This is a genomic window from Nostoc sp. ATCC 53789, assembly GCF_009873495.1.
GTDB classification, from domain to species: Bacteria; Cyanobacteriota; Cyanobacteriia; order Cyanobacteriales; family Nostocaceae; genus Nostoc; species Nostoc muscorum_A.
Genome location: NZ_CP046703.1, coordinates 2,017,035 through 2,029,323, shown reverse-complemented (window position 1 = coordinate 2,029,323; position 12,289 = coordinate 2,017,035). Strand labels below are relative to the sequence as shown.

Annotated in this window: 9 protein-coding genes; 5 read left to right on the top strand and 4 right to left on the bottom strand. The window is 44.4% G+C overall.

Translation table 11 applies throughout. The features are described 5' to 3' along the window. Positions 1–11: 11 nt before the first annotated feature. Both GJB62_RS08295 and GJB62_RS08290 read left to right on the top strand, forming a co-directional pair. Positions 12–1,889 (top strand): DNA-directed RNA polymerase subunit gamma, encoded by a 1,878-nt coding sequence (locus GJB62_RS08295; protein WP_094342607.1) that lies wholly within the window; start codon positions 12–14, stop codon positions 1,887–1,889. Between the two features lie 120 nt (positions 1,890–2,009). Next, on the top strand, positions 2,010–6,056 hold the full coding sequence (locus GJB62_RS08290; protein ID WP_114085280.1) for a DNA-directed RNA polymerase subunit beta'': 4,047 nt from the start codon (positions 2,010–2,012) through the stop codon (positions 6,054–6,056). 146 nt (positions 6,057–6,202) lie between these two features. Here GJB62_RS08290 and GJB62_RS08285 read toward each other — a convergent pair whose 3' ends face one another. Next, a complete protein-coding gene (locus GJB62_RS08285) occupies positions 6,203–6,775 on the bottom strand; it encodes a Uma2 family endonuclease (protein ID WP_114085279.1) in 573 nt (190 codons plus the stop codon). Between the two features lie 155 nt (positions 6,776–6,930). Next, a complete protein-coding gene (locus GJB62_RS08280; protein ID WP_114085278.1) occupies positions 6,931–8,298 on the bottom strand; it encodes a DUF3370 domain-containing protein in 1,368 nt (455 codons plus the stop codon). A 591-nt stretch (positions 8,299–8,889) separates the two neighbouring features. Between GJB62_RS08280 and hisH the strand changes: the two genes are divergently transcribed. Next, positions 8,890–9,525: an imidazole glycerol phosphate synthase subunit HisH gene (gene hisH, locus GJB62_RS08270; RefSeq protein WP_114085277.1), complete on the top strand. Its 636-nt coding sequence runs from the start codon at positions 8,890–8,892 to the stop codon at positions 9,523–9,525. Between the two features lie 76 nt (positions 9,526–9,601). Further along, a complete protein-coding gene (gene rsmD / locus GJB62_RS08265) occupies positions 9,602–10,150 on the top strand; it encodes a 16S rRNA (guanine(966)-N(2))-methyltransferase RsmD (protein ID WP_012411290.1) in 549 nt (182 codons plus the stop codon). A gap of 125 nt (positions 10,151–10,275) precedes the next feature. Here the strand turns inward: rsmD and petG are convergent, their stop codons facing one another. Beyond that, complete coding sequence (petG, locus tag GJB62_RS08260; RefSeq protein ID WP_063721252.1) at positions 10,276–10,389, bottom strand: cytochrome b6-f complex subunit V; 114 nt, start codon at positions 10,387–10,389, stop codon at positions 10,276–10,278. Positions 10,390–10,599: 210 nt separating this feature from the next. Between petG and GJB62_RS08255 the strand changes: the two genes are divergently transcribed. After that, the gene (locus tag GJB62_RS08255; RefSeq protein ID WP_114085276.1) at positions 10,600–10,974 is read left to right on the top strand and encodes a cytochrome c; all 375 of its coding nucleotides are present in this window, start codon (positions 10,600–10,602) and stop codon (positions 10,972–10,974) included. Between the two features lie 611 nt (positions 10,975–11,585). Here the strand turns inward: GJB62_RS08255 and GJB62_RS08250 are convergent. Further along, the gene (locus tag GJB62_RS08250; RefSeq protein WP_114085275.1) at positions 11,586–12,287 is read right to left on the bottom strand and encodes a Crp/Fnr family transcriptional regulator; all 702 of its coding nucleotides are present in this window, start codon (positions 12,285–12,287) and stop codon (positions 11,586–11,588) included. Positions 12,288–12,289: the final 2 nt, after the last annotated feature.

Below are 12,289 nucleotides of genomic sequence, written 5' to 3'. Positions count from 1 at the left end.
AGCACTTAAGTATGAGACCTGCCCAAACTAATCAGTTTGACTACGTAAAAATCGGCTTGGCTTCCCCCGAACGCATTCGGCAGTGGGGCGAAAGAACATTGCCTAATGGTCAAGTAGTCGGTGAAGTTACCAAGCCAGAGACGATTAACTACCGAACTCTCAAGCCAGAAATGGATGGCTTATTTTGTGAGCGCATTTTTGGCCCAGCGAAAGATTGGGAATGCCATTGTGGTAAGTATAAAAGAGTTCGTCATAGAGGTATTGTTTGTGAGCGCTGTGGGGTAGAAGTCACCGAGTCACGGGTGCGTCGCCACCGCATGGGCTATATTAAACTCGCCGCACCAGTAGCTCACGTTTGGTATCTCAAAGGCATTCCTAGCTATATTTCCATCCTGTTGGATATGCCATTGCGGGATGTCGAGCAGATTGTCTATTTCAACTCTTATGTTGTCCTGAGTGCAGGTAATGCCGAAACTTTAACTTACAAACAACTGCTGAGTGAAGATCAGTGGTTGGAAATAGAAGACCAAATTTATAGCGAAGATTCTGTGCTGCAAGGCGTAGAGGTAGGTATTGGGGCTGAAGCGTTGTTGCGTTTGCTTGCCGATATCAATTTGGAACAAGAAGCCGAAAGCCTACGCGAAGAAATTGGCAACGCTAAGGGACAAAAGAGAGCCAAGCTAATTAAGCGACTGCGGGTGATTGATAACTTTATCGCCACTGGTTCTAAACCAGAGTGGATGGTAATGGCAGTTATTCCCGTGATTCCCCCGGACTTGCGCCCAATGGTGCAGCTAGATGGCGGACGGTTTGCCACGAGCGATTTGAATGATTTGTATCGGCGGGTAATTAACCGCAACAATCGTTTGGCACGCTTGCAAGAAATTTTGGCACCAGAAATTATTGTGCGGAACGAAAAGCGGATGCTGCAAGAAGCAGTGGATGCTTTGATTGACAATGGCCGTCGGGGACGCACTGTTGTAGGGGCAAATAATCGACCCCTGAAATCTTTGTCCGACATTATTGAGGGTAAGCAAGGACGTTTCCGACAAAACTTGTTAGGTAAACGGGTTGACTACTCTGGACGTTCGGTAATTGTGGTCGGGCCAAAGCTGAAAATTCACCAGTGCGGTTTGCCTAGAGAAATGGCAATTGAGCTATTTCAACCATTTGTAATTAACCGCCTGATTCGTAGCGGGATGGTAAATAACATCAAAGCTGCGAAAAAGCTGATATCCCGCAATGATCCCAGTGTTTGGGATGTGCTGGAAGAGGTGATTGAAGGACACCCTGTAATGCTAAACCGGGCACCAACGTTGCACCGCTTGGGTATTCAGTCTTTTGAACCGATTTTGGTAGAAGGTAGAGCAATTCAACTGCATCCTCTGGTGTGTCCAGCATTTAACGCCGACTTTGACGGCGACCAAATGGCGGTACACGTCCCGTTGTCGTTAGAAAGTCAGGCTGAAGCACGGTTGTTGATGTTGGCTTCTAACAATATTTTGTCACCAGCCACAGGTAAACCCATCATCACGCCTAGCCAAGACATGGTATTGGGAGCCTATTATTTAACTGCAGAAAATCCCGGTGCGACAAAAGGGGCAGGAAATTACTTTTCTTCGCTGGAAGATGTAATTATGGCTTTCCAGCAAGATCAAATTGACTTGCACGCCTATATTTACGTAAGGTTTGACGGCGAAATAGAATCAGACCAACCGGATACAGAACCCGTGAAAGTGACGGAAAATGAGGATGGTACCCGCACATTACTCTATAAGTTCCGTCGAGTCAGACAAGACGCTAAGGGCAATGTACTTTCACAGTATATATACACAACTCCTGGCCGCGTTATTTACAACAATGCCATTCAGGAAGCACTAGCAAGTTAATTCGTAATTTCTAATTCGTAATTCGTAATTAAAGGATTAATTACGAATTACGTAGCTTGCTTCTCGCGTTTGGCGAGTATTACGAATTATTAATTATTGATGACTCAGGACTAATGATTAATGACTAACGAAAAAATGATTTTTCGCAATCGCGTGGTTGACAAAGGTCAACTGAGAAATTTAATTTCTTGGGCCTTTACGAATTATGGTACGGCGCGAACCGCAGTGATGGCGGACAAATTGAAAGATTTGGGATTTCGCTATGCTACCAAAGCAGGGGTTTCCATCAGTGTAGATGACTTGATGATACCACCAACTAAGCGATTACTCTTAGAAGCAGCCGAGGAAGAAATTCGCGCTACTGAAACCCGTTATCAACGGGGAGAAATCACTGAAGTAGAACGCTTCCAAAAGGTAATCGATACTTGGAATGGTACTAGTGAAGCGTTGAAAGATGAAGTAGTCGTTCACTTCAAGAAGACTAATCCCCTGAACTCCGTATATATGATGGCATTCTCCGGGGCACGGGGTAACATCTCACAAGTCCGGCAGTTGGTGGGGATGCGGGGACTGATGGCAGATCCCCAAGGGGAAATTATCGATTTACCGATCAAAACCAACTTCCGTGAAGGGCTAACTGTGACGGAATACATTATTTCGTCTTACGGTGCCAGAAAAGGATTAGTGGATACTGCCTTACGGACGGCTGACTCTGGTTATCTCACCCGCCGTTTGGTGGACGTATCCCAGGATGTAATTATTCGGGAATTTGACTGCGGCACCACTAGAGGTCTAGCGATTCGACCAATGACAGAAGGTGCTAAAACCTTGATTCCTCTAGGAACCCGCTTGATGGGACGGGTAATTGGCGAAGATGTGGTGCATCCGGTCACAAAAGAATTGATTGCAGCCCGCAATTCGCCAATTCCTGAAGACTTGGCGAAGAAAATTGAAAGGTCTGGGGTGGGAGAAGTTGTGGTGCGATCGCCCCTAACTTGTGAAGCCGCACGTTCTGTCTGTCAACACTGCTACGGCTGGAGTTTGGCACACGCCAAGATGGTGGACTTGGGCGAAGCTGTAGGGATTATTGCTGCCCAAAGTATCGGTGAACCTGGTACTCAGTTAACCATGCGGACATTCCACACTGGTGGGGTGTTTACTGGAGAAGTGGCGCAACAAGTTCGTTCCAAAATTGATGGGACTGTCAAGCTTCCCCGCAAACTGAAAACCAGAACATATCGTACCCGCCACGGGGAAGATGCCCTCTATGTTGAAGCTAATGGCATCATGCTTTTGGAGCCAACAAAAGTAGGTGATGTTACTCCAGAGAACCAAGAGGTTCATCTTACCCAAGGTTCAACACTATATGTATTTGACGGAAATAAGGTAAAACAAGGTCAGTTGTTGGCAGAGGTTGCCCTTGGTGGACGGACAACTCGGACTAATACAGAAAAAGCAGTTAAAGACGTAGCTTCTGACTTAGCAGGGGAAGTGCAATTTGCCGAAGTTGTTCCAGAGCAAAAAACCGACCGTCAAGGCAATACCACAACCACAGCCGCACGGGGTGGTTTGATTTGGATTTTGTCTGGGGAAGTTTACAACTTGCCGCCTGGTGCAGAATTGGTGGTGAAAAATGGTGATGCGATCGCTGCTAATGGAGTTTTAGCAGAAACCAAATTAGCCAGTTTACACGGCGGTGTGGTGCGCTTGCCAGAAGCTACCCCAGGTAAGAGTACCAGGGAAATTGAGATTATCACTGCTTCTGTGGTTTTAGACCAGGCAACCGTGACAGTCCAAAGTTCTCAAGGTCGTAATAACTACTTAGTATCTACTGGCAACAACCAGGTATTTAACCTCCGAGCTACACCAGGCACAAAAGTGCAAAATGGTCAAGTAGTCGCTGAGTTAATTGATGACCGCTATCGCACAACCACTGGTGGATTCCTAAAATTCGCAGGTGTAGAAGTCCAGAAAAAAGGTAAAGCTAAGCTAGGCTATGAAGTCGTGCAGGGCGGTACCTTGTTGTGGATTCCTGAAGAAAGCCACGAAGTTAATAAAGATATCTCCTTGCTGTTGGTGGAAGACGGTCAGTTTGTCGAAGCTGGTACCGAAGTCGTGAAAGATATCTTCTGCCAAAACAGTGGTGTGGTAGAAGTGACCCAGAAAAACGACATCCTGCGGGAAGTCGTAGTGAAGCCAGGCGAACTGCTGATGGTGGACGATCCAGAATCAGTCATCGGGCGAGATAACACCTTCATCCAACCAGGTGAGGAATTCCAAGGCAATGTCGCCACGGAATTGCGTTATATCCAGTATGTGGAGACACCAGAAGGCCCTGCCCTATTGAGTCGTCCAGTAGTCGAGTTTGCCGTACCAGATAATCCAGATGTGCCATCCACTACATCGGTAAGTCAACAAACCGGGCGATCGATTCAATTAAGAGCGGTACAAAGACTACCTTACAAAGATTCAGAACGTGTCAAATCTGTTGAAGGTGTAGAACTGCTGCGAACCCAGCTAGTGCTGGAAATTGAGCAAGAAGGGGAACAAGACCATAATGCTTCACCCCTGGCAGCAGATATTGAATTAGTAGAGGATACTGAAGACCCAGAAGTTCAACGTTTACAACTGGTAATTTTGGAATCCTTGGTAATTCGTCGAGACATTACCGCCGATGCCACCCAAGGTAGCACCCAGACAACACTTGAGGTATACGATGGGTTAACCATCGCCCCAGGTTCTGTAGTCGCACGTACCCAAATCTTGTGTAAAGAAGGTGGGGAAGTGCGAGGTGTCCGCAAAGGAACCGAAAACGTGCGTCGCTGCTTAGTGTTGCGTGACGCTGACAGACTTACCATTAATACTAGTACTCAGCCAAAAGTGAAAGTGGGTGACTTGCTAGTAGAAGGTACAGAAGTTGCTCCGGGAGTTTTTGCTCCAGAATCAGGACAGGTAGTAGATATTAAAAATGCTGCTGCATCTGGCGGTGAATCAGCCCTGAGTACTAAAAACTACGTTGTTACTACCCGTATCGGTCGCCCTTATCGAGTCAGCCCTGGTGCTGTGTTGCAGATAGAAGATGGCGATTTGGTACAACGGGGTGATAACTTGGTGTTGCTGGTGTTTGAACGCGCCAAAACCGGAGATATCATTCAAGGTTTGCCTCGGATTGAGGAACTGCTTGAAGCTCGGAAACCTAAAGAAGCCTGCATTTTATGTCGGCGGGGCGGAGAAGTTAAGGTAGTTTACGCTGAAAGTGGTGATGAAGCGATCGCTATTAAGGTCGTAGAATCAAATGGCGTGGTGACAGATTATCCTCTGGGCCCTGGACAAAACTTGATTGTGCCAGATGGATCAATAGTATTAGCGGGACAACCCTTAACTGATGGTCCATCGAATCCCCACGAAATTTTGGAAATCTTCTTTAGCCTTGGTTCCGAAGACGGAATCTATGCTTGTGCTAGCCTTGCCTTGCAGAAGGTACAGACATTCTTAGTGAATGAAGTACAAATGGTGTATCAGTCTCAAGGGATTGATATTTCCGATAAGCACATTGAAGTAATTGTTCGCCAGATGACCAACAAGGTCAGGATTGATGATGGTGGTGACACCACCATGCTCCCCGGCGAATTGGTAGAACTGCGCCAAGTTGAGCAGGTGAACGAAGCTATGGCAATTACAGGTGGTGCGAGGGCACAGTATACCCCAGTATTGTTAGGTATCACCAAAGCATCGTTGAACACCGACAGCTTTATCTCCGCCGCATCATTCCAAGAGACAACACGGGTACTTACCGAAGCAGCTATCGAAGGCAAATCTGACTGGCTGCGCGGATTAAAGGAAAACGTGATTATCGGGCGATTGATTCCGGCTGGTACTGGGTACAATACTTATGAAGAACCCGGTGCGATCGATGATTATGCTGCTGAGATTAGCAGTAGTGTCTTGGATGAAGTTGACGATCCTCTGGATATGGTCTTAGATGACCGCACAGCTCGTACCTATAATTTAGATTCTCCGACTCTTGGGGAATCTGGTTTTGGTAGCAGACGTGCAGAGAGGTCAGTTCTAGATGATGAAGATGAATTAATCGCCGATGAAGTCGTAGACGACGACGATTTCGAGGAAGAAGAGGAAGACGACGAGGATGATTTCGACGACGAATAGAGACTTGAAATTTCGCGTCTCTATTAAAATGTAAAAAGTAAAAAGGCAAAAGAAATTTTCTTTTGCCTTTTTATTTTGCTTTATAAAAACACATTTTTAAATCCTCAATGTTCTGGTTTCTGGCATTTAAGCTAGTAGTCAGTCAATTACAGCGATTCAAAAGTAACATCCTCATAGAAATCTGCAACAGCACACCGAAAATCCACACTTGCCAGATGAATTATATCTTCTTTTCCATAAGGATAAAGTACCCATTGGCTCTCTGGGTTACGGCGAAAACACTCAACATTTAATCGAGTTTGACTTATAAGTACATATTCCTGAAGTGATTCCATCTGTCGGTAGTCAGCAAATTTATCACCTCGGTCAAAGGCTTCTGTTGTCGGAGATAGCACTTCTACAATTAAGCAGGGATAACGCAGAAAGTTGTTAAAAGCTCTATCTCGTTGGTCACAACTTACTATAACATCGGGATAGTAATAGACATTAATGGACTCAATATGTGCTTTAGTGTCTGAGATATAAGCCTGACAACCACTCCCGCGCAAATGATTTCTTAGCATAGCAAACACATTTCCGCTAATAATTACATGGGTATTAGTTGCTCCTGCCATTGCATAAACCTGTCCCTGTCTATATTCATGCTTGATAGGACTAGTTTCTTCTCCTTTGAGATAATCTTCTGGAGAAATATAGCTAGAATTTGGAGTTGCAACCATCTGTAATGACCTTGTGTGATGTCTTATATCTAGTTTAAAAGAAGCTTGAGCTAGCAGAGATTATTGTTTTTTACTCTGGAGAGAGTGATGGAAGAGCGTTAGTTTAATAGGTAATTGGTAATTAGAAAAAAGCTATACCAACTACCCATCATTTCTTACCGACTTTCCGCCTGAGTTGACACTGTTAATACTTGCGGTGGTGTGGCATCTGGTGGATAGAGAAAGTCTACTTCTACTAAGGAGCGATCGCCAGCTTTCATATTTAATGAAACTAAGGGTTCCCCTGGTTGACCCCTCTTTTGTACTAAATGTACAAACTTAGTTTGCGGCTGATTTTGCTCATCTTTGTAACGTACCCGCACTGTCCCTCGAAAAAATACTTCACGGGCTGGTGTACTCAGAAAGCGTAACCCCGGTTTGACTAACTGATTCTCCTTCAGTGGGGTTTGTATGGACACACTTACAGTTTGAGGACTTTGAGTATTGTTGTATAGGGGCAACTTGAGATTATATTGAATTCCATAGTTGCCATGAGCGCGATATGCGGTGTCAGGATAGCGCACCAGCATAGGCGAACTTTGAATTTGACCAGTTCCTAACATACCGCCATGTAGGGTACTCAGGGCGTAGGAAAACACTTGACCAGGCTGGGGAATAGTTAGATACTTGGCTTTAGGATTATCTACTAATAAGGCTCTCCATCTTGAACCACTGGCCACTCCAGCAACACGCCCATAAATTCTTGGCTTGCCAGTTTCCTCTAGAGGAGTGGGCGCTTTATCCCGTGGCCCAGCCAAATCACCATTATCTAGTAAATTCTGCCACTCTTCTAAAGTAGGCGATCGCTCGCTACCATCAGAATTCACCCGTGCAAACATCGCTAGGCTAGCCGCATAGACAGTGCCATTACTTTGCAATCGGATCAATGTCGAACGACCATTCAGAGGTGGTGTCAATCCCTGTACAGGAATTGGTAAATTTAGTAACATCCGACTTTGCTTTGCTGGAATCTCAATTTGGGCAGGGAAAATCTCTTGTCGTCGTCCCCGCAGCACATCAGACATGACGCGATCGCCTGGGCCAGCAAAAATTGTCCCTAAAGGATTTTGGCTAAAAGATGGTAATTGAATAAATGGTGCATCCGGTTGACTCAAATAACTCACCGCCTGCCAAATATTCACCTTTACTGCTTCCGAACCAGGGTTGTGCAAAATTATCCCTAAATAGAGCGATCGCAAATTCTCTAGTGGTTCAGCCCTAGCAACGTGATGGGCAAAAATATCAAATCGTCCCCGAAAGGGAAAATTTAGATGCGCTGTTGGTACTTTTTTGCCATCTGGTGGAAAAGTGGAGAGTAAAATTCCTTCTTTCAACACCAATTCTGGACTATTACTGTTAAAAGTTGGCACTGTATCCAATTGACCTGGTAAAGGACGTACTTCTTGTGTTTGTACAACTTCTTCAGGTGGTGGTGTCGCAGGAGTTGATTGAGCAATTGGGAAAATTAGTAACAATGGCAACATATACTTAGATATTTCTTTCACCATACAGACATTAACAACTTGATGAAAGTGCCAGTTTGTTAATAATTAATACGAAATCTGCAAGATTTCCATCAAATTTTCTTGATTGAGAACCTGAATATGGATAAAAAGACAACGGATCGTAAGTTGATTTTGCTCTAAGTAGTCCAAGCCTAAACAGTAAAAACAAATTGACCGCAGTTGTGGCTAATCTGAATTGATGCTTCTTTCGCCACTAATTTTTCTATATCAACTTCTAATTTATCCACAGCTAGCAAATGCTTCCACACTTAATTGTGTAAGGATTGCAGCCTGTTCACAACAGATGATGTCTTCAGGTTTAATTGCATTGATTTTTTCCATTACCCGAGTATTGGCAAGTTGGACATCTACGGGTAACTGGCGTAAAAAACTCAAGTCATCTGGTATCAGATCGAGTTTGGTAACTTCAAGTAATAAATCATCAGAAGAATTTTGACTGTTGATATTTTAGGCAAATGTCAAAATAAGTTAATAGAATTCTTTTCTTCATAACAAATATTATTTAGAATAGAAAAACCCTCCATTAATAAATTTACAAGGAGCAGGTAAATGCCAGTAATTGCGGTCGTAGACTACGAGATGGGAAATTTGCACTCAGTCTGTAAAGGGTTGGAAAAAGCTGGGGCAACTCCTAATGTTACTTATTCTCCAAAGGAATTAGAGCAGGCAGATGCAATAGTTCTGCCGGGAGTGGGAGCATTTGATCCAGCAGTACAACACCTGCGAGCGCGTGGTTTGGAACAACCTATTAAAGATGCGATCGCATCTGGTAAACCTTTTTTGGGAATTTGTTTAGGATTGCAAATTCTCTTTGAATCAAGTGCAGAAGGTACCCAACCAGGACTAGGAATTATCAAAGGAAAAGTGCGCCGATTTCGTCCAGAACCTGACATCACTATTCCTCACATGGGTTGGAATCAGCTGGAAATGACTCAGGCAAAAAGTATTTTGTGGGAGCATTTGCCGTCCGATCCTTGGGTATATTTTGTCCATTCTTACTATGTTGACCCAATAGACCCGCTAATCCGTGCAGCAACCATCACCCACGGTACTCAAACCATCACAGCTGCGATCGCTCACGAAAATCTGATGGCAGTTCAATTTCACCCCGAAAAATCCTCTAATATTGGATTGCAAATCTTGTCTAATTTTGTTGCTCAAGTCCGTGAAAAAATTCCTGCCTAATCTATTTTTGTCATTTGTTCTTTGTCCTTTGTCTAAAATTAATGACTAATGACTAATGACCAATGACTAATAACCAATGAGCCTGAGAATTTACGGGAATCGCCAGCTAAAAACTTTACCAGGGAAAGAAACTAGACCTACCAGTGCGCGGGTAAGGGAGGCAGTCTTTAATATTTGGCAGGGAGAAATTGCAGGTTGTCGCTGGCTAGATTTGTGCGCCGGTACTGGTTCAATGGGCGCAGAGGCTTTGTGTAGAGGAGCCAGCCTAGCAGTGGGAATTGAACAATCGAGCCGAGCCTGTGCCACCATCCAACAAAATTGGCAGCAGGTAGCTAATGCCGACGAGCAAGAATTTCGGGTATTGCGGGGAGATATTACGCAGCAGTTAAAGACTTTATCAGGCAAGCAATTCGATAGAATTTACTTTGATCCACCTTATGCCAGTGGATTGTTCCAACCAGTATTAGAAGCGATCGCTCACTATCAACTTTTAGATCCTAGTGGCGAAATCGCAGTTGAACACGCCTCACAAGGTTGGACACCGCCAGAGATTCCCTCTTGGGAAATTTGCCGCGAGAAGGTTTACGGCAACACATCACTTACTTTCTACAGAATTGTGCAATGAGATGAGAAGGGAGTGAAAAATATAAGGGAGAGAGGGGAGAAAAATTGCTTCTTTGTCCTCCTTAGTCCCCTTGTCTCCCCTACTCAGCACAGGCTAAATGCCCCGCTACAGCTAACAAAAGTCCCTCAACCGCCCAATTGATTGGGGCGCTTGTATTGCTTATAGGCAGCGTAAAACAGTCCGGCGAGGGTGACGAAAACTAGACCAAGGACAATACCTGATAGCAGGGGTTCAACCACTGGAAATCTCCTCTTTGTAATGATTAAATATTCGTTGCCTGTTTTTGATTTTACCAAATTTAGTATGAATCCTGCGTCCTATAGACTTTTTGAAGGGCAACTGCTCAGAAAAAAATAGTCTTCTGTGCTTGCAGACACGATCAAGAACTTTTAAGCTATGTGTAGGAAAAGAAAACTTTTTAGCACACCTAGACTTTCACCGCAAACCTTTTGGATAACCAGATTACCAAACCTGAAATTTTGATTCAGCGCATCGTTTTATTGACGCTGGCCATACTGCTATCAGTCCCTTTGGGCTTTTTTGGTGTTCAGTTGGTTCAAGCCTCCGATCCTTATGTCAAGAGTGTTTTATCTCTAACAGGAAACCCAGTTCAAGGACACGCGATCTTTCAAATTAACTGTGCTGGTTGTCATGGTTTGGAAGCAGACGGGCGAGTAGGGCCGAGTTTGCAAGCTGTTTCCAAGCATAAGTCTCAATATGGATTGATTCACCAGGTAATCAGTGGCGAAACCCCGCCAATGCCAAAATTCCAGCCTAGCAGCCAAGAAATGGCCGATCTTTTGAGCTATTTAGAGTCGTTGTAGACGTTAAATTTTTCGGGTTGCGGGATACGTACAGCAGTTTTCAAGTTGGGTATTGTATACAAGCTAAGTTTCAAAGCCAGGAATAAAGCGTGTTTTACTTCCGTTTTGCGTAGCCCATTCTGAATTATGACTCTTAAATTCTGTTGTAAATCCCTTATGGAAAAAGGCAATACATCAAAATGTTACCTTTTTCGATCTTAGAACTTACGCAAAACTACACGCGGTAGGGGCAATACCCTGCGGGAAGCGGCTTCTCTACGAGACGCTCCGCGAATGCGTCTACATGAATTGCCCCTACCGGAGAATAAAGTTCCGGGCTATTTTTTGCGTAAGTCCTGGATCTCTGGAAACTTGTAACAAATGTTATCGAACAGAATTCAGAAGTCAGGAGTCAGAATGGGCTAAACGCCCCGCTACCGCTAACAGAATGAATTCTGAACGAAAAAGCGGATAGCGCAGCGTAAAGCCTTCTCTACGAGAGGCTGCGCCAACGGCATGGCTTCTCTACGAGACGCTACGCGAACGCTTAGAGCGAGTCTGCGAGCGTCTTGATTCTGACTCCTGTTAGCGGTAGCGGGGCGTTTAGCCCATTCTGACTTCTGAATTCTTCTTCAATGATCTATATTTCCAGAAGCGATCGCATCTAATTTCTTAGGATCGAGTATGATAATCGTCCCACCACGACGATAGTCAATTACTGACTTGAGACTTTTAATTAATCGTACACATTCTTCGTAAGTAATGCCACTGCTGCGAGCCATGCGATAATAAGACAATTTGACTTTTAAACACTTGCCTTGTGGACTTAATTCAGTTCCTGATTCGGCAGCAAAATATTGAATTAATCTGGCAAGGCGAACAATAGCTCTTTCAGAAACTAATCCGTGGACTGTTTCATGCAATTGCTGAATCCGACTGTTAAACACCATCAGCATTCGTAATGCAATTTCAGGGTTTTGTCCAATCGCTTTTAATAAAGCATCTCTTTCTATAGTGAGAATTTCACAATCAGATTCAGCAGTTACGGTTGCTGGGGAAATTCCATTGCCTAATAAAGCAGGAGCCGCAAAAATTTCCCCAACCGTTAAGGTGCGGAGAATCGTTTCTTTCCCCGTCATTGCTATTTTGGTAACTTGAATTTCTCCACTAGCAACAGCATAGAGTTTTGTTGGTAAGACATCACCCTCATGGAGAATAATCTCTCCTTTGCGATGGCGTTGCACCTGAGTGTGAGGTTGCAAATTTACTTTGTCTGCTGTTTCTAAACCTGCAAACACAATAATTTGCGAAAGTTGTTCTAGGGATGCCTGCATGA

Bases quoted from the DNA above. Each gene is read 5' to 3' on its own strand.
- GJB62_RS08295 (WP_094342607.1), top strand. From the start codon at position 12: ATGAGACCTGCCCAAACTAATCAGTTTGACTACGTAAAAATCGGCTTG.
- GJB62_RS08290 (WP_114085280.1), top strand. From the start codon at position 2,010: ATGACTAACGAAAAAATGATTTTTCGCAATCGCGTGGTTGACAAAGGT.
- GJB62_RS08285 (WP_114085279.1), bottom strand. From the start codon at position 6,775: ATGGTTGCAACTCCAAATTCTAGCTATATTTCTCCAGAAGATTATCTC.
- GJB62_RS08280 (WP_114085278.1), bottom strand. From the start codon at position 8,298: ATGTTGCCATTGTTACTAATTTTCCCAATTGCTCAATCAACTCCTGCG.
- hisH (WP_114085277.1), top strand. From the start codon at position 8,890: ATGCCAGTAATTGCGGTCGTAGACTACGAGATGGGAAATTTGCACTCA.
- rsmD (WP_012411290.1), top strand. From the start codon at position 9,602: ATGAGCCTGAGAATTTACGGGAATCGCCAGCTAAAAACTTTACCAGGG.
- GJB62_RS08250 (WP_114085275.1), bottom strand. From the start codon at position 12,287: ATGCAGGCATCCCTAGAACAACTTTCGCAAATTATTGTGTTTGCAGGT.